We start from the raw sequence: 25,668 nt of genomic DNA on the forward strand, positions 1-25,668 counted from the left end.
CTAATGCGCGATGCCGGAGCCGGCCGCTTCGTCGATCAGCCGCCCGCTGGCGAAGCGATCGAGGTCGAAGGGGCGGCTGATGTCGTTGTGCTTGCCGGTCGCCAGCAGGTTCGCAAGCAGCGTGCCGCCGGCGGGGATAGCCTTGAAGCCGCCCGTGCCCCAGCCGCAATTGAGGAACAGGCCGGGCAGCGGCGATTCGCCGATGATCGGCGAGGAGTCCGGCACCACGTCGACGATACCTGCCCATTGCCGCATCAGCTTGAGCTGGCCGAAGATCGGAAACATTTCCAAAAGGCCGGCAATCACCCCCTCCAGCGTCGGCAGATTGCCGCGCTGCGCATAGGATGGAATGCGGTCTAGGCCGCCGCCGATGACGATCTCGCCCTTGTCCGACTGGCTGACATAGACGCCGCAGCCGGGCGACAGCACCACCGTGTCGAGGATCGGCTTGACCGGCTCGGACACGCAGGCTTGCAGCGCATAGGAATTGATCGGCAGCCGGAAGCCGGCCTTTGCCGCCAGCACCGAAGAATGCCCGGCTACCGCCATGCCGATGCGCTCGGCACGGATCGCGCCACGCGAAGTCTGGACGCCGCGACAGCGGCCGCCTTCGATGATGAAATCGGTGATCTCGCAGTTCTGGATGATATCGACGCCGAGCCGGCTCGCCGCCCGCGCGTAGCCCCAGGCGACGGCGTCATGGCGCGCCGTGCCGGCCCTGCCTTGCCAGATGCCGCCGAAGACGGGAAAACGTGCATTGGCTGAGAAATTGTAGATCGGCGCCACGCGGCGCACATCCTGCGGAGAAAACAGCTCGGCATCAATGCCGTTGATCTGCATGGCGTTGACGGTGCGCGCGCCGATCTCCATCTCGGCGGTCGAGTGGCAGAGATTGACCATGCCGCGCTGCGACAGCATGACATTGTAGTTCAGGTCTTTGCCCAGCCCTTCGTAAAGGCGGTGCGCCAGCCCGTAGAGCTCAACGCTTTCCGGGTAATAGTAGTTGGAGCGCACCACGGTGGTGTTGCGGCCGGTGTTGCCGCCGCCGATCCAGCCCTTTTCCAGCACAGCGACCCTGGTGATGTTGTGGTTCTTTGCCAGGTAGTAGGCCGTCGCCAGCCCATGGCCGCCGCCGCCGATGACGATCGCGTCGTAGGCTGGCTTCGGCTCGGGCGATCGCCAGGTCGGTTGCCAACCGGTCTGGCCGGCCAGGCCCTCCTTGAACAGCGAAAAGGCGGAATAGCGTGTGGTCATGACGTGCCGGACAGGTCTGATTTTCGCAAAGAAATGTGGATCATCGAATGGTCTTCCGCACCGACGTCATCGGTTCGATCGGTCATGCCCGCATCGCCTTGCCCAGTGGATCGTATGGCGACGAAGCGATGACGCGCGCACCTCTTTCGACGCCGACGATGTGGGTTGTCAACTGCGTATCGATCTCGGCCGCCTCGCGCTCGACCAGCGCCATGGCGAGGCTCTTGCCGACCGTATGGCCATAGCCGCCGGAGGTGACGAAGCCGGCAAGCCTGCCTCTGTTCCAGACCGGCTCGTAGCCACTGGCATCGGCATCCGCCGCGTCGATTTCGAGCGTCACCAGCGTGCGCCGGGATGGAGCCTTCTGCTCTTTCAGTGCCGCCTCGCGCCCGATGAAATCGCTCTTGTCGAAGGCGACCCAGCGGTTCATGCCGGTCTCGGCCGGCGTATAGTCCTGCGTGAACTCGCGCGACCAGATGCCAAAGCTCTTTTCGAGGCGCAGCGAATTGACCGCGCCGAAGCCGTATTCGGTGACGCCCAGATCGCTGCCTGCGGCAAGCAGCGCACGGCGCAGGTCCGCGTGCTCATTGGCCTCGCAATGGATCTCGTAGCCGAGTTCGCCGATGACCGACAGCCGCCCGACCTTGGCCCGCACCAGTCCGACATCCAACGTCTTGCAGGCAAGAAAGCCGAAGGCCTGGTGCGAAACGTCCTGATGTGTGAGGCGCTCAAGCAGCATTCGCGCATTGGGACCGGCGAGCGAGAAACCAACAATGGCGTCCGAAATGTCGCGGACGGTGACGCCGTCGCTCATATGCTGCTCGAACCAGCGCATATGCCACTGCCGCAGATAGTAGGACCCCATGATCCACCAGGAGCCATCGCCCCAGTTGAAGACGGTGAGGTCGCCCTTGAGCTTGCCGTTTTCGCCCAGCATCGGCGCGAGTTTGGCGCGACCCGGCTTGGGCAGGGGACAGGCAAGCAGCCGGTCGAGCCAGGCTTCAGCCCGCGGTCCGGTGATCTCGTAGCGCGAGAAGGCGGTGATATCGAGCAGCCCGACGCCTTCGCGCACCTTGCGGCATTCCTGTGCGACGATGTCGAAGGCGTTGGAGCGCTTCAGCGTCGGTGTCTCGACGAAGCCTTGCGGCGCGAAATAAAGCGGCACTTCCATGCCCCAGGAATTGCCCCACCGCGCGCCGGCGGCATCCATGGCGTCATGCGCGCCGGCCGTCTTTAAGGGCCGTCCCGCCGGCAACTGCTCATTGGGGTAGCTCATGACGAAGCGGCGCGAGTAGAACTGGCCGGTGGTCTGCCTGATGTATTCGCGGTTGGAGGCGAAGTCGCCATAGCGGGCGATGTCCATGCCGTAGACATCGGCTTCCGGCTCGCCATGGATCCTCCATTCGGCGAGCGACTTGCCGACGCCGCCACCTTGCAGGAAGCCGGCCATGACGCCGCAGGCCACCCAGTAATTGGGAACGCCTCGCACCGGGCCGACCAGCGGATTGCCGTCCGGCGAGAACGTGAAAGCGCCGTTCACCCAGCGCTTGATGCCGGCATTCTCCAGGCAGGGATACCGGCTGAAGCCGAGCGCCAGCTCGTCGGCGATGCGGTCGGTGTCCTCCTGGATCAGTTCGATGCCGTAGTCCCATGGCGCGCCTTCCATGTTCCAATGCTTATGGTTGATCTCGTAGATGCCGAGCAGCAGGCCTTTCTGCTCCTGGCGCATGTAGGTGAAGCCTTCGAGATCGACGATCAGCGGCAATTCCTTGTCCAGCGCCTGGATCTCGGGCAGCGCCTCGGTGACGAGATAGTGATGCTCCATCGGCGACACCGGCAGGTCGATGCCGGCCATCCGGCCGACCTGCTTGGCCCACAGCCCGCCGGCATTGACGACGTGCTCGGCAATCACCGTGCCCTTCTCGGTGACCACGTCCCAACTGCCGTCGGTGCGGCGGTTGAGTTCCAGAACCCGGTTGTGCTCGATGATGTCGGCACCGCGCAGCCTGGCTGCCTTGGCATAGGCGTGCACGACGCCCGAGGGGTCGATATGGCCTTCGCGCGCTGCATAGAGCCCACCCAGCATGCCGTCGGTGTTGAGGATCGGGCAGCGCTGCTTAATTTCGTCGACGCCGACCAGATGGACGTCATCGATGCCCATGGTCTGGAAGATGCGGTAGGAGGCCTTCAGCCATTCCCAGCGCTCCGGCGCCGAGGCTACCGAGATGCCACCGGTCATGTGCATGCCGATGTTCTGGCCCGATTCCTTCTCGACTTCGGAAAGCAGGTCGATCGTGTAGGCCTGCAGGGCGGCGATGTTGGGATCGGCGTTCAGCGCATGGAATCCGCCGGCCGCATGCCAGCTCGATCCCGCTGTCAGTACCTCGCGTTCGATAAGCGCGACGTCGCTCCAGCCGAACTTCGCCAGGTGATAGAGCACCGAGGCTCCAACCACGCCGCCGCCGATGACGATCGCCCTGTATTGGGATTTCATCCTGTCGCACTCCACCCAGTCAGTGTGGCGTACACTATCGGTATTGTACATATGTGTCTAGAGCTTGGCGGAGGACGGAATGAACGGTCCATGATGTCGCTTTGCGCCGATGCGGCAGAGGGGCGCCTCCGCTGCTGTCGGCAGCAAACGTGCTTGCTATTTGGGCCGATGCGCGCCCGCGAAGTCGCCAGGCGCGGGGGCCGAACGGGCCGTACTATCGGTTGCGCGAAAGCGTTTTCTCGACATAGCGCGAGAAGTCTTCGACATCCTCCGCCGGAGGCTCCTGGCCGGTGAAGCTGCGCAGATAACCGGCGACGTGAGGCAGGCGGCTGCTCATCGGCTCGTTGAGCTCAAGCGAGTAATAGCCGATCTGCATGAAGTACAGCACACGGGCTCGCACGAACGCGTCTTCTTCCTCATAGCCGTGGCGCATGAACATGTCGCGGATGGCGTTGACGCGCTCCTCGTCGGCTTCGTCGAGCGCGCGCCTGATGGCGGGCGAGCGGCGGGCCCAGGCCCTGATCGCGAAATCCAGCTGCGGATCGAACAGCCTTTCGTCCACCCAGCATTCGAAAATGCTCATCACTCCGCGGATGACGGTCGCGGAAGGCCGCCTGGCCCGTTCGACGATGAACCTGGTGTTGGTCTGCCGCCAGTAATCCAGCAATTGATCGAGCAGATCCTGTCGGCTCTTGAAATACCAGTAGAAGCTGGAACGCGACACATCGAGCTTCTGTCCAAGCGTCAGCACGCGGACGCGTTCGACCCCGTCAGAGATCAACGTTTCAAGCGCAAGCTTCAGCCAGTCTTCGCGAGTGGCCTTGATATTGCCGGTGGCGCCGGCGCGCTGAATCGTCGTTTCGAGAGCTGCCATCGACACGACGCATGACACGCTGCCTCAGGCAAATCAAGGCTATGGACATTTGTGTACAGACCAAATCGGCCCCAAGCCGAACGATGCATCGTGGCTGTTGGCTGCATCGAGGCTCGATGGGGCATTGTCGTCGCCCGCCATCCGCGCGGCGCAAGCGGGGATTTTTGTCGCGGCTGCTGGTTCACTGTTTGCTTTCCCGCGAGGCAATTGTCTGGCAAATACCAGTTCAGACAGATGCCCGCGCGGCCAACAAGCAGGAACATACGATATGACGCTGTTTCGAAAGAACCTCATCGATGGCGAGTGGGTCGGCGACGCCGGTTCGCGCAACATCAACCCCTCGGATACCGACGACGTCGTCGGCGATTATGCCTCGGCGGGTGTCGAACAGGCCAAGCAGGCGATCGCCGCGGCCAAGGCAGCGTTCCCGGCTTGGTCCCGCTCCGGTCCGCTGGCGCGTCACGCGGTGCTGAAAAAGGCCTCCGACGAGATTTTGGCGCGCAAGGACGAGATTGGCCGCAACCTTGCGCGTGAGGAAGGCAAGACGCTGGCCGAAGGCATCGGCGAGACCATTCGCGCCGCCCAGATTTTCGATTTCTTTGCCGGCGAAACGTTGCGTTTGACCGGAGAGGTCGTGCCGAGCGTGCGACCGGGCGTCGGCGTCGAGATGACGCGCGAGGCGGTCGGCGTGGTCGGCATCATCACGCCGTGGAATTTTCCGATCGCCATTCCGGCCTGGAAGATCGCTCCGGCGCTGACACACGGCAACACCGTCGTCTTCAAGCCGGCGGAGCTGGTTCCCGAGAGCGCCTGGACCATTGTCGACATCCTGCATCGCGCCGGCCTGCCAAAGGGCGTGCTCAATCTCGTCATGGGCAAGGGTTCGGTGGTCGGTCAGGCGATGCTCGACAGTCCCGACGTCAACGCCATCAGCTTCACCGGCTCGGTCGGTACCGGCAAGCGCGTTGCCGCGGCAAGCATCGAACACATGCGCAAGTTCCAGCTTGAAATGGGCGGCAAGAACCCACTGGTCGTGCTCGACGATGCCGATCTTGCGATCGCCGTCGATTGCGCGCTCAATGGCGCCTTCTTCTCGACCGGCCAGCGCTGCACCGCGTCGTCCAGGCTGATCGTGACCGAGGCCATCCATGACCGTTTCGTCGATGCCCTCAAGGATCGCATGAGCAAACTGGTCATCGGCGATGCGCTCGACGCGCAGACCCAGATCGGTCCTGTCGTCGACGCGACGCAGCTGAAGCAGGACGAGGACTATATCGCAATCGGCGTCAGGGAAGGTGCCACGCTCGCCTTCGGCGGGGAGCGGCTCGATCGCAAGACACCGGGCTTCTACCTGCAGCCGGCATTGCTGACCGAGGCCACCAATGCCATGCGCAGTTCGCGCGAGGAGATTTTCGGACCTGTCGCCAGCGTCATTCGCGTCAAGGACTATGACGAGGCGCTTTCCGTCGCCAACGACACGCCCTTCGGCTTGACCTCCGGCATCTGCACCTCGAGCCTCAAGCATGCCACGCACTTCAAGCGCAATTCGGAGGCCGGAATGGTGATGGTCAACCTGCCGACGGCGGGTGTCGATTTCCATGTTCCCTTCGGCGGCCGCAAGGGTTCGAGCTATGGGCCGCGCGAGCAGGGCCACTATGCGGCGGAGTTCTACACCACGGTGAAGACGGCCTATACGTTCGCTGGCTGATCGGTCACTGCCGACCATGCCGGCAACACCGCCATGCACATCTGGATTGGAGCGGCGCGAAAGGATGACAGTGCAAGATCTGGCCTGGTTTAACCCGCCGCCGCACCATTCTATCGACGGCGACAGCGTTCGTGTGCGCACCGGTAAGGAGACCGATTTCTGGCGCGAGACCTTCTACGGTTTCTGGCGCGACAACGGCCACTTCCTGCACCGGCCGGTCGAAGGCGATTTCAGCGCCGAAGTCACGGTCAAAGGCGACTACGAGGTCCTCTATGATCAGGCCGGGCTGATGGTCCGGCTCAGCGAAACGCACTGGATCAAGGCCGGTATCGAGTACACCGACGGCCTTGCCTATTTCTCCGTTGTCGTCACCAACGACACGTCAGACTGGTCGCTGGTCGCCATTCATGCCGATCCGAACGGCGTCAGGATTCGGTTGACCCGTCACGCCGAGGCGATCCGCGTCCAGTACCTCGATGCTTCCGACGGCCACTGGAAGCCTGTGCGGCTTGCCTATTTCCCGACCTCGAAGACGGTCGATATCGGCATGATGTGCTGTTCGCCGCAACGCGAGGGCTTTGAGGTAACGTTCTCCTATTTCTCCCTCGGTCCGCCGATATCGCGGGAATTGCACGATTGAGACGTGTGGTCTTGCGCTGAACCGCAAGCACTTCGACCTTTGCCACGATCAAGTCTGTAGACCGCCGCGTGCCTCCGTCCGTGCCGGGAGTTGGTCGCGGCACTGCAGCCGGCGAGATCGTCAGCCAGTTGCGACGCCGCCAGACGGCTCGAATTTTTGGCCCGGGTTCGGCTCAAGGCGAATATGCCAGGCAGGACGTTGCAACGCTATTGGCATCCGCGCTAGGAGTTGCCGATGGGCAGGTTTCGAAGGGCTGTCAAAAGAGCCGTCTATTCCAGGGCGCTAAGGTTTCTTGACGTTCCGCCCGTGCTGTGGTCGCAGGGCATCGGGCATTTCTGCGATTTCGCCGGGCCGCGCTGGTATCGCAACGCGCCAACTGCATCGACGCAGAGCGAGGCATTTTTCCGCCAACATTACAGCGGCGCGCATGGCATCGTCTGGCTGCGCCTGAGCACCTTGTCCAGGGATGCGCAAACCTGCGACCTCGACACGTTCGTCAGGATCGTGCTGCCGACGATCACGGCACCGTTCACGCTGCTGACGACCGACGGAGATGCTTCGGTGCCGTCGGATCTGGCGAAGGACACCGTCGACCAACTTCTCGCCAACCCTTTCCTGGTCTCCTGGTACAGCCAGAATTGTGACGGCACTCACCCCAGAGTGAAGCCTTTCCCGATCGGGCTCGATCTTCACACGCCTCGGTCCCTTGCCACGCCGGCAGGGCTTGTGAAGCAACTGGAAATCATACGCGCCCGGCAGGATCATGTGGACCGCCGCCCGCCCAGGCTGTTCTCTGATTTCAGCATCAGCAATGGCTCGAGGCAGCGCCGGGAACTGCTTGATGCCCTGGGCGGATGCCCGCACGTCGATTTCCTGACGAAACGGGTCTCGCAGCGCTCGATCTGGCAACTATACTCGCAATACCCGCTCGTGCTGTCCACCGAAGGCAATGGCCTGGACTGCCATAGGACATGGGAGCTGTTTTATCTCGGCTGCATCGTCGTCACCAGGACCTCGCCGCTCGACCCGCTCTACCAGGGCCTGCCTGTCATTATCGTCGACGACTGGCATGAGGTGAGGGACCCCGATGCGCCGAGACGCTGGATAGAGCAGGTCGCGCATCTGACCGACCGGGGCCATGTTTGGGGACGCTTGCATCCGCAAACCTATCTCGGCCCCATTCGGCAAGAGCTTCAGCACGCATCCTGATAGGGCAGACCACGAAATTCCGGCTGGACGTCGTGCGAAGCGGGCTCCTGCAAGCGATGTGGAACGATGTGGCTCCTCCATATTGGTGGAGGGACGGATCATGTGCCAGCCTCGTCCAGCCCCAGCCCGCCGCGGACGGCATTGCGGATGGCTTCTGGGCCGAACCTTGCCCAAACCGCTTGATGCGCGCGGATGCGCTGCCGTGCCCTGCGGTCGCCATCCAGGCAGAGTCCGACAGCCATTCCGGCAAGCCCTTCATCGGTATCCGACAGCAGCAGCTCCTCCCCGTCGACCAGATCCAGGCCCTCGGCCGCCAGAGGCGTGGCAATCACCGGCACGCCCCACGCCATCGCCTCCAAAATCTTGATGCGGGTGCCGCCGCCTGCCGCAAGCGGGATGATGGTGAGATGCGCTCTCGACAGAAGCGGCGCCATGTCTTCGGGGTCTTCAACGAGCTCCACGCCAGGCAATCCTGCCAGCGCTTGCACGGCCGTTTTCGGATTACGCCCGGCGAGAATTAGTGTCGCGGTCGGCAGGACCAGTCGGATGCGTGGAAATATGGAGCCGGCTAATCTCTGGGCGGCATCGACGTTTGGCGGATAGCCGAGATGGCCGACGAACAGGATTACCGGAAAGCTTTCGCCGGATCCGGGCTCGGCGGGCAGCGTTTCGGGGCTGTGCCCGGCCTGCGGAATTCCGTTTGGAACGACATCGATCGGCAACTTATGCCGGGAAAGCGCCATCAACCGCTCTCGATCCTGGCTCGAGCAGACCCAGACCCGGTCGACAAGGGCAAGCGCCTTTCTCTCGAGACGCCTGATGCCAAGGCCCGCGCTGATCGTCGCCACCCCAGGCCGCTTCACATCGACGTGCCGCAACTGCCCCGCCAAGTCGGACTCGACGTTGTGCATGTCGAGGATGAGATGTTTCGTCAGTGCCCGCAAAGGCCGCAGCAGCTTGAACAGGCCGATGCCCTCGATCAGCACCGTATCGGGGCGGAAGTCCCGAACCAGTGCCTCCAGCCGCGTCAAGGCGACGCGCGAGATGCGACGCTCCGCCCTTATGCGCCACCACCCGATCGAGGCGGAGCGGGCCTCTCCCTTGATCGACAAGGCTTCGGTGCGGATCGACGGAGCGGTTGTTTCCGTCGCCTGCGGCAGCACAGACACCAGGCAGACCGGGCCGAATTGCGCAGCAGACTCAGCATTGCGGTAGTTCCGCAAATCCGCCCCGGAGATCGGCGGAAAGGCCGGATCGTGGGACACAACCAGCACACGTCGCCCGGCTTTCGCCGCGGAGACAGCGTCGAGCGGTTGTGCGTCCGCGGGTTTCAAAGCGGACGCTCTGGGCTTTGCGCCGGAGGCTTTCATTCCAGACGACATGCGCGACGGCCCCAAAACCACAACAATCGGCTTCGACTTGTTCAGCCGAACGCCGCTTTCGTCAAGCGCCGCATCGTCGCTGAATGTCAGATGCACCAGCTGCGCGGCCTGCCGAATGTCACCATCGCCTGGACCACGCCAACCAGCGGCCCGCCAGACGCTTCCACGATGAGGTGAGCCTTGTCCGCCGATAGGCGTCACCGGCCATCTTGATGCCTTGCGCCTGCGTCGGAAATGGATGGATGACGTCGGCCAGCGCCCGCAGTCCCATGCCCGATTTGATCGCCAGCGACACCGCATTGATCATCTCGCCGGCATGGCTGGCGACGACCGTGGCGCCCAGGATGCGGTCGGACCCCTCCCTGACGTGGATTTTGACAAAACCCTCCTCCTCGCCGTCCATCACCGCACGGGCGACATCGTGCATCAGCACCGTATAGGTCTTGACCGGAATGCCGCTCTGGCGCGCCTCCGCCGGATAGAGGCCGACATGGGCGATCTCCGGATCGGTATAGGTGCACCACGGAATGACCAGTTCGCTCAGTTTCCTGCGTCCGAGAAACAGGGCATTGCGCACGACCATGCGGGCTGTCGCCTCGGCGGTGTGGGTGAATTTGTAGGCGAGGCAGACATCGCCCGCCGCATAGATGCGCGGATTTGTGGTGCGGAGACAGTCGTCTACCTTGATACCGTCGGCATCATATGCCACCCCGGCGTTTTCCAGGTCGAGGCCGTCGACATTGGGCGATCGGCCGATGCCGGTGATGATCTCGTCGACGGAAATCGTCGTCGTGACGTCGTCGCACACCAGGTCGGCGAGCTTCTTGCCGCCTTCCGTCCGCACCGCCACCACCTCGGTGTTGAGGCGAACTTCGACACCTTCGCGCGCCAGCGCGTCCGAAAGAATTTGGGCGGCATCGCGTTCCTCACCGGGCAGGAACATCGGTTCGCGCTGCGCCTGGATGACCTTTGCGCCCAGCAGGCAGAAGGCCTGCGCCGCTTCGCAACCGAGTGGTCCGCCGCCGATGACCAGAAGCCGCTTCGGGCACTCCGTGAGATCGAACATGGTCTCGTTGCTGAGATAGCCGGCGTCGGCAAGCCCCGAGATCGTCGGCAGCCTCGGGCGCGCGCCTGTCGCGATCAGCGCCTTTCTGAAACGCAAGGTTTGTCCGGCGACCGTGACAGCGTCCCTTCCGGAAAACCGCGCTTCGCCGAAATAAAGGTCGATGCCTTCGGAAATCAGGCTATCGGCGGCATCGGCGCGGCTGATCCGCTGCCGGATCTGCCGCATCCGCGTCATGGCGCGCTGAAAGTTGACGTGAAGACGGTCCGGCATGTCGCCGCCGAAATTCTCGGCGTCGCGCATGTCGGCATAAAGCCTTGCGGTGCGGATGATCGACTTCGACGGGATGCAGCCGACATTGACGCAAGTTCCGCCGATCAGGTTGCGCTCGATGAGCGCGACCTTTGCGCCGAGGCCGGCCGCTTCGTAGGCGGCGGTCAGTCCAGCCGGTCCGGCACCGATGACGACGAGGTTGTAGGGACCGTCCGGCTGCGGGTTCTTCCGGTGCGGCGGATGGGCGCCCTTGATCAGCTCAATGTCGTTGTGATCGACAGGAAAGGCGGCAGCCCTGGTCCGGTCACGCGACATCGCCGCCACCCGACGCCGGGCTTGCCGGCTGAGACAGCCAGCCGCCATTGAATCCGGCCTTGCGCAAGCCGTTGCGGATGTGTTGATTTGACCGCATCAGTCTCCAGATCAACCCTGACCGATGGTTCTCGATCATCATCACCACGATGCCTTGATCCAGCCCATAGTGGCCTTCCGACACCCAGCCGTGCCTCCCGAATTTACGCCGGTTCGCCAATGTCGGATTGAAACCGCTCGGCAGTCGGAAATTGTCGATCACCTGGGGGTAGCGATCACCGAGATGGCGCAACGCCGCCAGGCAGATCTCCGGGGCGAAAGGCAGTGATGCCGGATAGGACCAAGGCGCGATCGTCCCGTCATCGGGCCCGAACGGCGCGCCGCGCGCGGCATAGCCGGAAAACCGCCGGCGCTGTCGCTCCACGCTGGTGCGAAAACCGCCTGGCCCGTCGCCCGCCGAAAGACCCCAAAGGTTCTCGTCGTAGCCGCCATAGCCGTAGGGGTTGTGACGTGCATAGTCGCGATGCAGATAGGTCGAGCGGCGGCTGTTTTCGAAATAGTCCGAGTTCTTCTCGCGCATGAAGGCGTCGCGGATGCCGGCGAAATCGATCCAGGCATGCGAGAACTGGTGCATGAACAGCGGACCGCCATACAGCACGTCGTAGCCGTAAATGTTCTCCCACTGATAGGTCGCCGTCCAGCCCTCGTAGCTGTTGTCCGAGGTCGGACTGTCGGGCGAGGCCATCGACAGGACGTAGAGGATCGTGGCTTCGTTGTAGCCCTCCCAGCCATAGTGGAGAAAGCCGCTCCTCGGCTTCCAGCCTTGTCGCAAGGTCGGGCTTGAGCCTTGTGCCCACCGCCAGTCGACGCGCCGGTAGAGCGCCTCGGCCAGTTGGCGGATTTCGGCTTCCTCGTCATCGTCACCGGAGAAATAGGCGCCCGCCACCAGCATGCCCGATATCAGCAATGCCGTATCCACCATCGACAGTTCGCAGCGCCAGACGCGCAGGCCGGTCCGCATGTCGAGGAAATGGTAGTAGAAACCCTTGTGGCCGGTAACCTCCTCGCCATTGCCTTGCGAGCCGGCCGAGAAGAAACGCAACGCGGCCAGCGTCAGCTTCACGGCGGCATCGCGCGCCATCCAGCCGCGCTCGACGCCGACCGGATAGCTGGACAGCGCGAAGCCGACGACAGCGATGCTGGCCGGCGAATTCGGCCGCGAGGTGTCGGCGACCAGTCCGTTTTCGGGGTTCACGTTCTCAAGGAAATAGTCGAAGGCGGCGCGCTGATAGCGGTCCAGAAGCTCGTCCTCGGACAGCGCGCCAGGCTCGGCTCTAAGCAAAGCAAGCAAGCTCCCGCCGGATGGCTGCAGCGTCCGTCAACCGCCAACCAGTTGCCCCGCGCCGGCAGGTCATCACGCATGCTGAACTGTCATGCCGCGTCATAGCTTTCCCGCATAGCTTTGTTGCGTCAACGTCGATTCGACGTCTGGGACTATACGCCCCTACGCTCCAGTTCGTTGCGTCGTCACGCGGAATTGAGATGCGTCCTGCCTCAGTAGGTGGCGCGGCCGCCGGAAACGTCGATACGGCGGCGGTCGTGAACGAACACTCTTCCGAGGCGATCCAGCAGATCAGCGCCGCCACCTCGTCGACCTCGCCGAAGCGCGCCATTGGTATCTTGGACAGCATGAAGTCGATGTGCTCCTGGCTCATCTGCCTGAAGATCGCGGTGCGCACGGCCGCCGGTGTGACGCAATTGACCGTCACCTTGGTCTTGGCCAACTCCTTGCCGAGCGACTTGGTCAGGCCGATCACCGCGGCCTTCGAGGTGCTGTAGGCCGACGCGTTGGCATTGCCTTCCTTGCCGGCGATCGAAGCGATGTTGACGATGCGGCCATAGTTGCGCTCGAGCATGTGCGGGACAAGCGCCTTGTTGCAATAGAAGACGCCATTGATGTTGATGTCGATGACCTTCTGCCAATCTTCGACCGAGTAATTCCAGGTCGTCATGTTGGGTCCGGTGATCGCTGCACTGGTGACCAGGATGTCGACACCGCCAAGCGCTTCGATCGCCGACTGCTTGGCGCGTTCCACGCCGGCCGCATCGGCGACGTCGATGGCAACGCCGTGGAGGCCGGGAAGGATAGCCTTGGCCTGTTCGATCTGAGCCGGATCGCGATCCCAGACTGAAACCCGTCCGCCCTCTTCGACAATCCTCTGAGCCACTGCCAGACCGATGCCCGATGCGCCGCCGGTGATCACCGCCGCTCGACCGCTGAACCGTCCTGCAAAATTCATCGGCATCTGATTCTCCCCCCGTCACCTGAACCCGATGGCCGCCGACCACGCGCGACCGCCATACCATCGACGGCGACTGTGCGGTCACCATCAGGCAAGTTCAAGCCGGCATGCGAGGCCGATCGTCTGGGCCAATCCCGTTACCCGGGATTTCCCTCGAGCTCTCTGCCCAGCGCCTTCACCATCGCCACCAGCGCCGGTCCGATCTCTGCATGCGCGCGCTCTTCCGTGATGATCTCGCCGATGCCGCCGCAGGTGATGGCAACCAGCGGCGAGCCGTCACTCGGACGGAACGGCACGCCGACTGCATGGATGTAGCTGTGCCAGGCGCCGAACGACGTCACATAGCCCTTGTCGGCATACTGGGCGATCGCATCGTCGATCGCCGCCCCGATCATCGCCGCCCTGTCCGGCTCGGCCTCCTGCAAAGCCTCCACAAGGCGGGCACGCTCCTCGGATGAAAGTGCCGCCGCATAGGCCAGCCCCATCGATGTCTTCCAGATAGGCAGATAGGAGCCCGGGTTGAGGCGCAGCGTGACAAGGCTCTCCGACCGGCAGTTGGCGAGATAGACCATGTTGAGGCTGTCGCGGGTGCCGAGCGCCACCGCCGCCCCCGTCAAATCGGCCAGCGGCTGCATCAGCGGCCGGGCTACGTGGACAACCGCACTGGAACTCAGTGCCGAATAACCCAGCGCCACGGTGGCTGGTCCCAGGCTGTAGCGGCCGAGGTCCTTGTCGTAGAGGAGATAGCCGAGCGCGCTTAGCGTATAGGTGATGCGCGAAACCGTGGCCTTGGGCAGGCCGGTGCGGGCAATGATGTCCTGATTGCCGAGTGAGGCATCGCCCGGGCGGAAAGCGCGCAGGATGCCGAGCCCGCGCACCAGCGACGACGAAAGCTGCGCGCCTTCGACTTCAAGCTCCGTCTCGTCCCTGGTGGCTCGCTTGCGCACGCTGAGGTCTTTCTGGCGTCGTCGTCCGCCTGTCGGGTCGGTGTCGCCGGCGCTGTCTCAAAAATGAAATTAAATTCCATTTATATTGACAGGCGCTTTCCCCCACTGTCAATATGCTTCCCTCGATGGCATCTCCAAGCGCCTTGTGCCATCTTACGAAGCCCCTCCTTGTGAAGGTAGCCACGTGTCTCGCTATATTTTGCGCCGGCTTATCGCCATGCCGTTTCTGGTGCTCGGCATCGTCACCATTGCCTTCCTGATCACCACGGTGACCAAGGGCGATCCGCTGACCGCGATTGTCGCCGAACAGCAGATGAGCAACCCCGAAGTGGTGGCCGCCGCCAAGGCGCGCTGGGGTCTCGATCGTCCTTTGCCGGAACGCTATATGATATATCTTGGGAATCTGCTGAGCGGCGATCTTGGCACCTCGTTCATCACCAAGCGCAATGTCGGCACCGACATTCTCTACCGCTTGCCGGCAACGCTCGAACTGGTTTTCGCTGCGATGATCTTCGGCACCACGCTCGGCATTGTGCTTGGTGTGCTGGCTGCCTATTTCCGCAACAGCCTGATTGACCATGGCGCGCGGCTGTTCGCCTTGTTCGGCTCTTCGCTGCCGGTGTTCTGGTCGGGGCTCGGCCTGTTGTTCATCTTCTCCGTCATGCTGAACTGGCTGCCGGGGCCGGGCAGGGTCGATGCCCGCTTGGCATTGCCGCCCGGCATCACCGGCTTCCTGACCATCGATTCGCTTCTGGCTGGCGACTGGACAGTCTTCAGGGACGCGCTCTGGCATCTGCTGCTGCCGGCCTTCGTGCTCGGCTGGACGGTTTCCGGCACCATATCGCGGCTGGTGCGCGCCAACATGCTGGATGTGATGAGCCGCGAGTTCGTGCTCACCGCGCGCGCCAAGGGGGCCAGCGAATTCCGCGTCGTCATTGTCCACGCGCTGCGCAACACCATGGTGCCGACCTTGACCGTCATCGGCTACTCCTTCGCCTATCTGATCACCGGCGCGGTGCTGACCGAGACCATCTTTTCCTGGCCGGGCATGGGTTCCTATGCCGTCGAGGCGGCGCGCTCGCTCGACTTCCCGGCAATCATCGGCGTTACCATCGTCGGCGGCCTGGCCTTCCTGGTCACCAATCTCATCACCGACATACTCTATGTCGTGGCCAATCCGCGCGTGAGATTGAGCTGATGTCGGCGGTCGAGACCAGATCCCGTTCCGCCGCCGTTCCCGAATGGCTGACCGCGCCTTTGGTCATCGGCACGATCGTCATCCTGTTCTGGCTGTTCATGACCGTATTCGCCAATCTGGTCGTGCAGTTCGATCCGCTCGAAATGGTGGCGCGCCGGCTGCAGCCGCCGAGCTGGGCGCACTGGCTGGGCACCGACGCACTCGGGCGCGATGTGCTGGCCCGCACTCTGCACGGGGCCGCGCATTCGCTGCCTATCGCGGTCCTGGTCGTCGTCTCGGCTGTGGTGATCGGCTCGCTGCTCGGCGCCATTTCCGGCTTCGTCGGCGGCCTGACCGGCGCGGCGATCATGCGGCTTGTCGACGTGACTTTGTCGTTCCCGCCGATGCTGCTCGCCATGGCCGTCGCGGCGTCGCTCGGACCCGGCCTCGGCAATGCCGCCATCGCCATGGTGCTGGTCTGGTGGCCGGTCTACGCCCGGCTGATGCGGGCGCAGGTGCTGGAGGTGAAGGAGCGCGAGCATGTCGAGGCAGCGATCGCTGCCGGCGCCAGGCCTCGACGCGTGCTGTTCACGCACATATTGCCGCTTTGCTGGACCCCGGTGCTGATCAGCGCGACCATGGATCTTGGCCAGGTCGTGCTGCTTGCCGCGTCGCTCAGCTTCATCGGTCTCGGCGCCACACCGCCGACGCCTGAATGGGGCTCGATGATCTCCGATGGCGCCGTCCATTTCTACCAATGGTGGATCGCCTTCGGTCCCGGCGTCGCCATCCTCACCATCGTGCTCGGCTTCAACTTCATCGGCGACGGCCTGCGCGACATTCTCGATCCAAGGTCGGATTAAGCGATGAGCGCACAGATACCTACAGCGCCACCGGGCGCAGTCGACAAGGCAGCCGAGCGCGAGCCGCTGCTGTCCATACGCGGCCTGCGGGTAGACTTCCGACGGGCAGGCGATCAGTTCGAAGCGGTGCGCGGCATCGACCTCGACGTCGCCAAGGGCGAAGTGGTCGGCATTGTCGGGGAGTCCGGCTCGGGCAAGTCCGTTGGCATGCTCGCCGCGCTCGGCCTGACGTCGAAGAATGCGGTGGTCACCGGTTCGGTCCGCTTCAACGGCGACGAACTGGTGGGCAAATCGTCACGCGAAATGCGCAAGATCAGGGGCGCGCGCATAGCCATGATTTTTCAGGACCCGTTGTCCTCGCTAAACCCGGTGATGACCGTCGGCGCCCAGATCGCCGAGGCGGTCAGGCTGCATCAGCGCGTCACCCGCAAGCAGGCCATAGCGCGCGCGGTGGAATTGCTCAATCTGGTGGCGATCCCGCAGCCGGAGCGCCGGGTGAACCAGTATCCGCATGAATTCTCCGGCGGCATGCGCCAGCGCGCGGTCATAGCCATGGCCGTCGCCAACGATCCCGATTTGCTAATCGCCGACGAACCGACCACGGCGCTCGATGTCACGGTGCAGGCGCAGATATTGGCCGTGCTGCGTTCGCTGCAGGAACGGCTTGGCCTTGGCCTGGTGCTGATCACCCATGATCTCGGCGTCGTCGCCGGTCATGCCGACCGCGTCGCGGTCGTCTATTCCGGCCGCGTCGTCGAACAGGCTGGCGTGTCCGAGCTGTTCGACGACCCGCGCCATCCCTACACGCGCGGCCTGATTGCCTCGATCCCCAACCTCGAGGAAAGCCGCGAGCGGCTGTTCTCGATCGACGGTTCGCCGCCCGCACTTGGCCGCTTGCCGGGCGGCTGCGCCTTCCATCCGCGCTGCATCTATGCCGAGGCACGCTGCCGGACCGAGGATCCGCCTTTGCACGATATTGGCGGCCGGTTCTCGGCTTGCCATTTCGCGACGACCTTGCCGCCCTTCCACAGCGCTGCGCTGGCGGCGGCCAGCCTGGACAATGGAAGCGTGAGCCCATGAGCGTAGCGGAGCAAATTCAAGTCGAAACCAAGCCGGCGGCAGCGCTTTCGGTACGACATCTCGTCAAGGACTTCCCGGTTCGCGGCGGCCTCGTCTTCGACCGTGCCGTTGCCCATGTCCGTGCGGTCGCTGATGTCTCGTTCGACGTAGCCCCCGGCGAAACGCTGGGCCTTGTCGGTGAATCCGGTTGCGGCAAGTCGACCCTCGGGCGCTGCCTGATGCGGCTGATCGAGCCGACCAGCGGCGAAAGCTGGTTCCGGGGCCAGAACCTGCTCGCGCTCAATCACGAAGACATGCGCCTGATGCGGCGCTACATCCAGCTGGTCTTCCAGGATCCGTACGGGTCGCTGCATCCGCGCATGCGCATCGCCGACAACATCGCCGAGCCTTTGCGCATGAGCGACATGTCGGCGGCCGACCGCCGGGCGCGCGTCGCCGAATTGCTCGAACTCGTGCGGCTCAATCCCGATCACGGCAAGCGCTATCCGCATGAACTGTCCGGCGGCCAGCGCCAGCGCGTCGTCATCGCCCGCGCGCTTGCGCTCAACCCGCAAGTGGTGATCCTCGACGAACCGGTTTCGGCGCTCGACGTTTCGGTGCAGGCCGGCGTGCTCAATTTGCTTAGGGATATTCAGCAGTCCTTCGGCACATCCTATCTGTTCATCGCACATGATCTTTCGGTCGTGCGCCACATCTCGCACCAGGTCGCGGTGATGTATCTCGGTAAGATCGTCGAGATCGCACCCGCGGCCGAGCTCTATTCGAGGGCGTTGCATCCCTATACGCAGGCGCTGCTGTCGGCGGTGCCGCTCGCCAATCCCGAGAAGGAGCGCAAGCGCGAGCGCATCGTGCTGACCGGTGACGTGCCGAGTCCGCTCAACCCGCCGTCAGGCTGCCGCTTCCGCACGCGCTGCTTCAAGGCGCAGGCGATCTGCGCTGCCGTCGAACCGCCGCTCGATCCGCCTGGCGTTTCGCATCGGGTCGCCTGTCATTTCCCGGAGCCGGTCAACACGTTCAAGACTGTCTGACCGGTCCTCACGATTGCTGTACCCACGAAGGATATTATCGTGACTGAAGCTCAAACCGACGATGCCAGCACGGCGGGCCGCGGGCGCCTGCCGCTCGAAGGCATCAAGGTTCTCGATCTCTCGCGCGTGCTGGCCGGTCCGTGGGCGACGATGAGCCTGGCGGATCTCGGCGCCGAAGTCTGGAAGATCGAGAACATCGATGGCGGCGATGACACCAGGGCGTGGTCGGTGCCGAGCTACAAGGGTGTCTCGACCTATTATCTCTGCGCCAATCGGGGCAAGCAGAGCATCGCGCTCGACATGAAAAGCCCTGAGGGGCTGGCCATCGTGCGCGAGTTGGCGGCGAAGGCCGACATCGTCGTCGAGAATTTCCGTGCCGGCACCGCCGATCGCCTCGGCGTCGGTTTCAAGGAGCTCAGCGCGTCAAACCCGCGGCTGATCTATTGCTCGATCTCCGGTTACGGCCAGACCGGCCCCGATGCCGGACGGCCCGGCTATGATTTCGTCATGCAGGCCGAAAGCGGCCTGATGGCCATCACTGGCGAGAGCAATGGCGAGCCGATGCGTGTCGGCGTCGCCATCACCGACATCGTCTGCGGCATGGTCGCCACGCAGTCGATCCTGGCAGCGCTTTTCGAGCGAACGACGACCGGCAAGGGCCAGTTCCTCGACCTGTCGCTGATCGACTGCGCGCTCAGCCTGCTGATCAATGTCGGCAGCGGTTATCTCAACACCGGCCGAGAGGTCGCCCGATACGGCAATGCCCATCCGACGGTCGTTCCCTATCAGATATTCGAAGCCTCCGATGGCAGCTTTGCGCTGGCGGTCGGCAATGACCGCCAGTTCGCGGCGCTGTGCGAGAAGGTCGTTGATCTGCCATATCTGGCTGGGGATGCGCGCTTCATCAAGGCAGGGGCGCGCGCCACCAACCGCGAGGCTCTGATCCCGCACCTCACCGCCGTCTTCAAGACCAAGCCGCGTGACCACTGGATGTCGGCTTGCGCCGCCGCCAGCGTGCCGGCCGGCACGGTGAAATCGATACCAGAAGTCTTCGATAGTCCCAATGTGCGCGAACGTGGCCTCGTTCAGACCTTGCCGCATCCGCATCTCGGTTCCGTCGCCATGGTGCGCCCGGCGCAGGGACTTGCCGCGCAGTTGACCGCCGACTTCACCGCGCCACCGATGCTGGGCCAGGACACAGCTGCCGTGCTGGCCGACGTGCTCGGCTACAGCGCCGAGACCATCGACCAGTTGGTCGGCACTGGGGCTGTCAGCGTCTACACGCCTGCCGCCGAACCGATCCCCGCCTGATCTTTCACGGAGCGTGACATGTACAAGAACGTGCTTCTGCACATCGACGGCGCGTGGCGCCCGGCCCGCGATGGCCGCACCATGCCGATCGTCAATCCGTCGACCGAGGTCGAACTCGGCTCGCTCGCTCATGCCGGGATCGACGATCTCGACGAGGCGCTGGCTGCTGCCGCCAAGGGGTTCGAGACATGGCGGCGCGCCTCGCCCTTCGACCGCTCCAAGCTGATGCGCAAGGCCGCCAACATCCTGCGCGACCGCAACGAACACATCGCCACGCTGATGACGCTCGAACAGGGCAAGCCGATCGCCGAGGCGCGCATGGAGGCCTTTGCCGCGGCCGACATCATCGACTGGTTCGCCGAGGAGGCGCGACGCAGCTACGGCCGCATCGTGCCGGCACGCCTCGATGGCGTCAGCCAGTCGGTGGTCAAGGAGCCCGTCGGCCCGGTGGCCGCCTTCACGCCGTGGAACTTTCCGCTCAACCAGGCGGTGCGCAAACTGTCGGCCGCACTCGCCGCCGGCTGCTCGATCATCATCAAGGGACCGGAAGAAACGCCGGCGTCGCCTGCCGAACTGGTGCGCGCCTTTGTCGATGCCGGCCTGCCCGACGGCACAGTGAATCTGGTCTATGGCACGCCGTCGGAAATCTCGACCTATCTCATTGCGCATCCGGTCATCCGCAAGATCTCCTTCACCGGCTCGACGCCGGTCGGCAAGCAACTGGCCTCCCTTGCCGGACTGCACATGAAGCGGGCGACGATGGAACTCGGCGGCCATGCGCCGGTCATCGTCTTGCCCGACGCCGATCTCGACCGCGCCGCGCGCTCGATGGTGGCGGCGAAATTCCGCAATGCCGGCCAGATCTGCGTCGCGCCGACGCGCTTCCTTGTCGACCATGCGGTCTATGACGATTTCGTCGGCCGCTTCGCCGAGGCGACCCGCCAGATCAAGGTCGGGGACGGTCTTGCCGAAGGAACGACCATGGGCCCACTCGCCAATCCGCGTCGTGTGCAGGCGATGGAGGAGCTGGTCCACGACGCCGTGCAGAAAGGCGCCGAACTCGTCACCGGTGGCAAGCGCATCGGCAATTCAGGCTATTTCTTCGAACCGACAATCCTCTCCGGCGTCGGCACCGATGCTCGCGCCATGAACGAGGAGCCGTTCGGGCCGCTGGCGCTGATGACGCGGGTGAGCGGATTGGACGAGGCCTTAGCCGAAGCCAACCGGCTGAACTACGGGCTGGCCGCCTATGGCTTCACCCGCTCGGCGGCGAGCGCGGCAAGGATGTCGTCGGGCATCGCCAGCGGCATGGTGTCGATCAACCATTACGGCCTGGCACTGCCGGAGGTGCCGTTCGGCGGCATCAACGATTCCGGCAACGGCACCGAGGGCGGCGCCGACGCGCTGGACAGCTATCTCAACAGCAAGTTCGTCTCGCATTTACAGGTCGATTGAATAACCGCTGTCGTTTGCGGTGCATATCGTTGTCCCAAAACCGCTGCGCACTTTTGGGCGACATGCACTATTTCTGCTGACCGTAATTCTTGTAGCGCCCGCGAATGGCGGGTATCTCGCTGCCCTCGATGAGCACCGGTGTGCCGGCGCTGCGCGCCAAAAGATACTGCCGCGCCAGGGTTTCCAGCTTGATGGTGCGGGTGAGCGCCGTGTCGAGATCCCCGCCGAAGGCGATCATGCCATGATTGGCGAGCAGGCAGGCTGATCTGTCCTTGAGGGCGACGACGGCGACCTTGGCCAGCTCGCTTGACGCGAACAGCGCATAGTCCGAGCAGCGCACATCATCGCCGCCGAAGCCCGCCACCATGTAGTGGAACAGCGGCAGTCCTTCGCGTAGGCACGACAGCGCCACGCAATGGTCGGGATGGGCGTGCACGACGGCGCCGGCCTCGGGAAAAGCCTTGTAGATCTCGGCGTGCATTTCCCATTCACTCGACGGCCGGAATGCGCCGTCCCAGGATCCATCGAGCTGCATCGCCACCATCTGCTCCGGCCGCAAGGCGCTCGTGGCTATTCCCGTCGGCGTGATCAGCATGCCGCCGGTCGTGCGCACACTGATATTGCCGGTGGTGCCGACATTCATCCCGCTGGCGTCCAGCGTCTGCGTCGCGGTGATCAGGCTGGCGCGTGCAGTCTCGGTGTCCATCACGATGCTTTCCCTGTGGTTGGCCGCATGACAGGTTTTGCCGGTGGCCATATATCGATCGCCGGCGCGACGGTGGTCGCCCGTGTCATGTCTTGCAGGACGTCGGCGAAAATATCCGGGCCGCCGAGCTTTCCCGATTTCAGCATCAGCGCCAGCGGATCGGATGGCAGGTCGGGGAGGTGGGCGATGGCGCGCGACAATCCCGGGCCCTCATAGGCGCCCATTGCGATGCGGTCGATGCCGAGCGCCTTGACCACCGAACCGGCTGTCTCTCCGCCGGCGACGACCAGCCGCCGCACACCGAGATCGAGCACAAGAATTTGTGCGATCCCGGCCAAGATCTCTTCCGCCCTTGCTGCCACCACATCGCGGCCGTGCGCCTGCTGCAGCGCTTCGACCGTCGCTTGCGGCGCTGTCGTGGCAATGGCGATCATCGTGCCGGGCAAATGCCGCTGGGCAAAGGCACGCGCCTGCGCAACGACATCGGCGCCGGCAAAGGTGCTGGCAAGATCGATCGTCAGCAGCGGGTTATTCTCAGCAAACCGCTCGAGCTGTTCGATGGTGCGGTCGGCGACGCTGCCGGCCAGCACCGCTGCCGGCCCTTCGACGGCCGGCAGGCTGGCGGCAACGAGGTCGCCTGAATTCAGCAGGCTATGCGCCAGCCAGGCCGGTGGCAGATGTGCGGCGACCGAGGAATTGCCGGTCATCAGCGGCAGGTCGAAGGTCGCTTCCGCGATCGCAACCAGGTCGCGCTCGCGGATCGTATCGGTGATCAGCAGTATCTCGCCGCCCGCGCTGTGCTCTCGTATGGCGTTGCGGATGGCCTCCGACCCGGCATCGACGACGAGATAGGGCACCAGCCCGACCTTGCCTTTGCTCTGCGCCTGCAGCACGCGAACCAGATTGGAATCGGTCATCGGCGTCAGCGGATCGAAGCGCTTGGGCGATTCACCCAGCAATTGGGCGCCGCCGAACATGTGTCCCTGATAGACGGTGCGGCCGGTCTCACACAGGGCCGGGGTGAACAGCGTGACGCCGCCGCCAAGACGCTCGAGCAGCGCCTCGGCGCAAGGACCGATGTTGCCGGCAGGTGTCGAATCGAAGGTGGCGCAGTATTTGAAGAAGATCTGCCGCGCGCCCGCTTCGACCAGCCGGTCCGCCGCCTCCAGCACCTGGCGCACCGCATCGCTGGCCGCGATGACGCGGGTCTTCAGCAGGATCACATGGGCAAGATTGCCTGATGGGATCGGCGCGTCCAGCCCGACCGTGCATCCCGTGGGAATGCCGCGCGCGACCAGCATCGACGCCAGCTCGGTGCCGCCGGTCAGATCGTCGGCAATGGCGCCGAACAGCAGGGAAGGCATCGACGCGGTCATGCGGCCCGTCTCATGTCTGCCGGTTTCGGGGTGGCTTGTCTCATGTCGGTGGTCAGGCCATTCGTGGTATCATATACACAGGCCACGCGACGCAGGCCACGCCTGCGCCACTGCAAGAACGGAGAGCGGATGTGACTGCTTCTATCGCGCCGATCGCGCGCGACAATCTGACGACGCGTGTCTACGAGGAGCTTCGCCGCGCCATGATGGAAGGCCGTTTCTGGCCGGGCCATCGCTTCAAGATCCGCGACCTCGCCGCCAGCCTTCAGGTCTCCGAGACGCCAGTGCGCGAGGCGCTGATGCAGCTGGTGCGCGAAAAAGGCCTGGAGATGGAAGCTGGCCGCTCGATCACCGTCGCCCAGCTGTCGCTGGCCCAGTATCTGGAACTGCGGAGCATCCGGCTGCATCTCGAAGGCATGGCGGGTGCCGCGGCAACGACGCGCATCGAGCCGCGCGAGATCGACCGTCTGGCCGCGGTGCATGACAAGCTGATTGCCAACGAGGACAATGGCCGCTGGTTCGAAGCCGTCCGCGACAATTGGGAATTCCACCACTCGATCTACCAGGCGGCTGGTATGCCGGAGCTGCTGGCCATCATCGAGGGCATCTGGCTGCGCAACGGTCCGCTGGTGAACTATCAGTACCCGCACGCGAGGCCGACCTATGACGGCCGCCACCGGCATCTCGACATCCTCGACGCGCTGCGCGCCCGCGACGAGAACGGCGTGCGCAAGGGCATTCAGCAGGACATGATCGAAGGCGGCCGCCTGTTGGTCAAGGTGCTCGAGCGACTGAACGACGGTGCGGTCACGCCCGAGGAACTGCGCCGCGCGGCGCAGAACGGCCGACTGGTGTCGGCCGCCGGCTGAACGAACTTTTTCTCCGAACCGCATCGGCGCCGGTCACGCCACCTGCGCCGCGGCAGCCATGCCCGCATCGGCAGCCTGCAGGGCGAGATCTATGTCTTTTGCGGTGTGTGCGGCGCTCAGGAACATGTTGTGCCGGGGATGGAAATAGGCGCCTTCGCGCAAGGCGGCCGAGCAGAAGGCATTGGCCAGCTTGAACTCGGCATCGCCGTCGAAAAGCACCATCGGCATCGACACCGGACCGGTCTGTCGCAGCGACAGGCCATGCTTCTTCGCTGCCGCGTCGAGACCTGAGCGCAGCCTGTCGCCGGCTTCGGTCATGCGGGCAATGGCGTCGGTATCGCGCAGCGTGCTGATGGTGGCGATCGCGGCCGCCATGGCGACGGCGCCATACCAGAAGGAACCCGTCACATAGATCTTGGTCGCGGCCTCGCGAAACCGGTCGGTGCCGGTGATGGCGGCCAGCGGATAACCATTGGCGATAGCCTTCGAGAAGGCGGAAAGGTCCGGCCGTACGCCGAGCGGCTCCCAGCTGCCGGCGAGGTCGATGCGGAAGCCGGCCCGCACATCGTCGACGATCAGTGCCGCGTCGGCGGCGGCAGTCAGTTCGCGCGCCCGTTTGGCGAAGGCGGCTGTCGGCAATTCCTGGTCGCGGGCGATGTCGTGCCGGAAGGCGGTGACGACGACAGCAGCGAGATCGTCGCCGGCCTGCTCGACGGCTGCCTCGAGGCTCGCAACATCATTGTAGTCGAAATGGATGAGATGGGCGCGGTCCTCGGCGGTGACGCCGGCCAGCGATGGCGTGCACCACGGCACGGCGCCGTGATAGGAGCCGCGCGCGACCAGCACCTTGCGCCGGCCGGTGCCGGCACGCGCGATTGTCACGCAGGCCGTGGTGGCGTCGGTGCCGTTCTTCTGCAGCATTGCCCAGTCGGCATGCGCGACGGTCTTGACCAGCAACTCCGCCAGCTCGACCAGAACTTCACCCGGGCCGTTCATCGCATCGCCCAGGCGACGTTGCTTCTCGGCTGCCTCTTCGACGGCCTGGTGATGGTGGCCGAGGATGTTGGGCCCCCAACTGCACATCAGGTCGATGTATTCGCGCCCATCGACGTCCCAGACCCGGCAGCCGTCGGCGCGTTCGAAGAATTGCGGATAGGCGGAGCCGAGATAGCGCGTCGCCATGTGTCCCCACATGCCGCCCGGAATGACCGAGGCCGCACGCTCGCGCAGCAACTGGTCCTTGGAGTTGATCAGGGAAGGCATAGCGAGGTCTCCGTACATTGATATATCATATATTGAGTTTTGGCGCTGGAAGAACAGGATTTGCTGATCATCCAGGATGAG

The 25,668-nt window shown here is 64.1% G+C and carries 20 protein-coding genes and 1 pseudogene; 10 read left to right on the forward strand and 11 right to left on the reverse strand.

The annotated features are described in order from the left end of the window. The 3 genes from NKH52_RS00525 to NKH52_RS00535 all read right to left on the reverse strand — a co-directional run bounded on the left by NKH52_RS00525 (window position 1) and on the right by NKH52_RS00535 (window position 4,622). The gene (locus NKH52_RS00525; protein WP_352732465.1) at window positions 1-1,254 is read right to left on the reverse strand and encodes a sarcosine oxidase subunit beta; all 1,254 of its coding nucleotides are present in this window, start codon (window positions 1,252-1,254) and stop codon (window positions 1-3) included. Window positions 1,255-1,336: 82 nt separating this feature from the next. Then, complete coding sequence (locus tag NKH52_RS00530) at window positions 1,337-3,748, reverse strand: GcvT family protein (RefSeq protein ID WP_352732462.1); 2,412 nt, start codon at window positions 3,746-3,748, stop codon at window positions 1,337-1,339. A gap of 214 nt (window positions 3,749-3,962) precedes the next feature. Further along, the gene (locus NKH52_RS00535; RefSeq protein WP_164893147.1) at window positions 3,963-4,622 is read right to left on the reverse strand and encodes a TetR/AcrR family transcriptional regulator; all 660 of its coding nucleotides are present in this window, start codon (window positions 4,620-4,622) and stop codon (window positions 3,963-3,965) included. 268 nt (window positions 4,623-4,890) lie between these two features. On the opposite strand from NKH52_RS00535, the gene NKH52_RS00540 reads away from it, so the two are divergent. The 3 genes from NKH52_RS00540 (at window position 4,891) to NKH52_RS00550 (ending at window position 8,179) form a co-directional block, all read left to right on the forward strand. Next, window positions 4,891-6,330, forward strand: coding sequence for an aldehyde dehydrogenase family protein (locus tag NKH52_RS00540; protein ID WP_352732459.1), 1,440 nt, complete (start codon window positions 4,891-4,893; stop codon window positions 6,328-6,330). A 64-nt stretch (window positions 6,331-6,394) separates the two neighbouring features. Further along, window positions 6,395-6,970, forward strand: coding sequence for a DUF1349 domain-containing protein (locus tag NKH52_RS00545; RefSeq protein WP_352732456.1), 576 nt, complete (start codon window positions 6,395-6,397; stop codon window positions 6,968-6,970). 234 nt (window positions 6,971-7,204) lie between these two features. Next, window positions 7,205-8,179 carry a hypothetical protein gene (locus NKH52_RS00550; protein ID WP_127289841.1) on the forward strand — a complete coding sequence of 325 codons (975 nt, stop codon included), beginning with the start codon at window positions 7,205-7,207 and terminating at the stop codon, window positions 8,177-8,179. Between the two features lie 98 nt (window positions 8,180-8,277). Here the strand turns inward: NKH52_RS00550 and NKH52_RS00555 are convergent, their stop codons facing one another. The 5 genes and pseudogenes from NKH52_RS00555 to NKH52_RS00575 form a co-directional block, all read right to left on the reverse strand. Further along, window positions 8,278-9,348: a glycosyltransferase family 4 protein gene (locus NKH52_RS00555; protein ID WP_352732453.1), complete on the reverse strand. Its 1,071-nt coding sequence runs from the start codon at window positions 9,346-9,348 to the stop codon at window positions 8,278-8,280. 331 nt (window positions 9,349-9,679) lie between these two features. Further along, the gene (locus NKH52_RS00560) at window positions 9,680-11,212 is read right to left on the reverse strand and encodes a mercuric reductase (RefSeq protein WP_352732450.1); all 1,533 of its coding nucleotides are present in this window, start codon (window positions 11,210-11,212) and stop codon (window positions 9,680-9,682) included. Beyond that, window positions 11,202-12,551 carry a glucoamylase family protein gene (locus NKH52_RS00565; protein WP_352732448.1) on the reverse strand — a complete coding sequence of 450 codons (1,350 nt, stop codon included), beginning with the start codon at window positions 12,549-12,551 and terminating at the stop codon, window positions 11,202-11,204. The genes NKH52_RS00560 and NKH52_RS00565 overlap by 11 nt, the downstream gene beginning before the upstream one ends. 212 nt (window positions 12,552-12,763) lie before the next feature. Next, window positions 12,764-13,515 (reverse strand): annotated as a pseudogene (locus NKH52_RS00570) (SDR family NAD(P)-dependent oxidoreductase). A gap of 134 nt (window positions 13,516-13,649) precedes the next feature. Continuing rightward, on the reverse strand, window positions 13,650-14,459 hold the full coding sequence (locus tag NKH52_RS00575; protein WP_128364558.1) for an IclR family transcriptional regulator: 810 nt from the start codon (window positions 14,457-14,459) through the stop codon (window positions 13,650-13,652). Between the two features lie 184 nt (window positions 14,460-14,643). Between NKH52_RS00575 and NKH52_RS00580 the strand changes: the two genes are divergently transcribed. From NKH52_RS00580 to NKH52_RS00605, 6 genes are read left to right on the forward strand one after another with little or no spacing between them, the layout of a single operon-like run. Continuing rightward, the gene (locus tag NKH52_RS00580; RefSeq protein ID WP_352732445.1) at window positions 14,644-15,657 is read left to right on the forward strand and encodes an ABC transporter permease; all 1,014 of its coding nucleotides are present in this window, start codon (window positions 14,644-14,646) and stop codon (window positions 15,655-15,657) included. Beyond that, window positions 15,657-16,499, forward strand: a complete 843-nt coding sequence (locus NKH52_RS00585) for an ABC transporter permease (RefSeq protein WP_352732442.1) — start codon at window positions 15,657-15,659, stop codon at window positions 16,497-16,499. Before NKH52_RS00580 ends, NKH52_RS00585 begins: the two co-directional genes overlap by 1 nt. 3 nt (window positions 16,500-16,502) lie before the next feature. Then, complete coding sequence (locus tag NKH52_RS00590; protein WP_352966467.1) at window positions 16,503-17,579, forward strand: ABC transporter ATP-binding protein; 1,077 nt, start codon at window positions 16,503-16,505, stop codon at window positions 17,577-17,579. Then, window positions 17,576-18,607 carry an ABC transporter ATP-binding protein gene (locus tag NKH52_RS00595; protein ID WP_352729285.1) on the forward strand — a complete coding sequence of 344 codons (1,032 nt, stop codon included), beginning with the start codon at window positions 17,576-17,578 and terminating at the stop codon, window positions 18,605-18,607. Before NKH52_RS00590 ends, NKH52_RS00595 begins: the two co-directional genes overlap by 4 nt. Window positions 18,608-18,646: 39 nt before the next feature. Next, window positions 18,647-19,918: a CaiB/BaiF CoA transferase family protein gene (locus NKH52_RS00600; protein ID WP_352729284.1), complete on the forward strand. Its 1,272-nt coding sequence runs from the start codon at window positions 18,647-18,649 to the stop codon at window positions 19,916-19,918. Between the two features lie 18 nt (window positions 19,919-19,936). Further along, the gene (locus tag NKH52_RS00605; protein ID WP_352729282.1) at window positions 19,937-21,373 is read left to right on the forward strand and encodes an NAD-dependent succinate-semialdehyde dehydrogenase; all 1,437 of its coding nucleotides are present in this window, start codon (window positions 19,937-19,939) and stop codon (window positions 21,371-21,373) included. 67 nt (window positions 21,374-21,440) lie between these two features. Here the strand turns inward: NKH52_RS00605 and NKH52_RS00610 are convergent, their stop codons facing one another. Together NKH52_RS00610 and otnK are read right to left on the reverse strand one after the other, a co-directional pair. Next, a complete protein-coding gene (locus NKH52_RS00610; protein ID WP_352729280.1) occupies window positions 21,441-22,079 on the reverse strand; it encodes a class II aldolase/adducin family protein in 639 nt (212 codons plus the stop codon). Next, on the reverse strand, window positions 22,079-23,455 hold the full coding sequence (gene otnK, locus NKH52_RS00615; protein ID WP_352729278.1) for a 3-oxo-tetronate kinase: 1,377 nt from the start codon (window positions 23,453-23,455) through the stop codon (window positions 22,079-22,081). The genes NKH52_RS00610 and otnK overlap by 1 nt, the downstream gene beginning before the upstream one ends. A gap of 131 nt (window positions 23,456-23,586) precedes the next feature. Between otnK and NKH52_RS00620 the strand changes: the two genes are divergently transcribed. Then, a complete protein-coding gene (locus NKH52_RS00620; RefSeq protein WP_352729276.1) occupies window positions 23,587-24,324 on the forward strand; it encodes a GntR family transcriptional regulator in 738 nt (245 codons plus the stop codon). A 33-nt stretch (window positions 24,325-24,357) separates the two neighbouring features. On the opposite strand, the gene NKH52_RS00625 is transcribed toward NKH52_RS00620, so the two are convergent. Beyond that, complete coding sequence (locus NKH52_RS00625) at window positions 24,358-25,587, reverse strand: aminotransferase class III-fold pyridoxal phosphate-dependent enzyme (RefSeq protein ID WP_352729274.1); 1,230 nt, start codon at window positions 25,585-25,587, stop codon at window positions 24,358-24,360. Between the last annotated feature and the right edge of the window lie 81 nt (window positions 25,588-25,668).

This window comes from Mesorhizobium sp. M1066, from assembly GCF_040318635.1.
GTDB lineage: Bacteria > Pseudomonadota > Alphaproteobacteria > Rhizobiales > Rhizobiaceae > Mesorhizobium.

Coding starts and splice junctions, on each gene's coding strand:
- NKH52_RS00525 (WP_352732465.1), bottom strand. CDS start 1,254: ATGACCACACGCTATTCCGCCTTTTCGCTGTTCAAGGAGGGCCTGGCC.
- NKH52_RS00610 (WP_352729280.1), bottom strand. CDS start 22,079: ATGGACACCGAGACTGCACGCGCCAGCCTGATCACCGCGACGCAGACG.
- NKH52_RS00550 (WP_127289841.1), top strand. CDS start 7,205: ATGGGCAGGTTTCGAAGGGCTGTCAAAAGAGCCGTCTATTCCAGGGCG.
- otnK (WP_352729278.1), bottom strand. CDS start 23,455: ATGACCGCGTCGATGCCTTCCCTGCTGTTCGGCGCCATTGCCGACGAT.
- NKH52_RS00595 (WP_352729285.1), top strand. CDS start 17,576: ATGAGCGTAGCGGAGCAAATTCAAGTCGAAACCAAGCCGGCGGCAGCG.
- NKH52_RS00545 (WP_352732456.1), top strand. CDS start 6,395: ATGACAGTGCAAGATCTGGCCTGGTTTAACCCGCCGCCGCACCATTCT.
- NKH52_RS00540 (WP_352732459.1), top strand. CDS start 4,891: ATGACGCTGTTTCGAAAGAACCTCATCGATGGCGAGTGGGTCGGCGAC.
- NKH52_RS00625 (WP_352729274.1), bottom strand. CDS start 25,587: ATGCCTTCCCTGATCAACTCCAAGGACCAGTTGCTGCGCGAGCGTGCG.
- NKH52_RS00560 (WP_352732450.1), bottom strand. CDS start 11,212: ATGTCGCGTGACCGGACCAGGGCTGCCGCCTTTCCTGTCGATCACAAC.
- NKH52_RS00535 (WP_164893147.1), bottom strand. CDS start 4,622: ATGGCAGCTCTCGAAACGACGATTCAGCGCGCCGGCGCCACCGGCAAT.
- NKH52_RS00590 (WP_352966467.1), top strand. CDS start 16,503: ATGAGCGCACAGATACCTACAGCGCCACCGGGCGCAGTCGACAAGGCA.
- NKH52_RS00530 (WP_352732462.1), bottom strand. CDS start 3,748: ATGAAATCCCAATACAGGGCGATCGTCATCGGCGGCGGCGTGGTTGGA.
- NKH52_RS00605 (WP_352729282.1), top strand. CDS start 19,937: ATGTACAAGAACGTGCTTCTGCACATCGACGGCGCGTGGCGCCCGGCC.
- NKH52_RS00585 (WP_352732442.1), top strand. CDS start 15,657: ATGTCGGCGGTCGAGACCAGATCCCGTTCCGCCGCCGTTCCCGAATGG.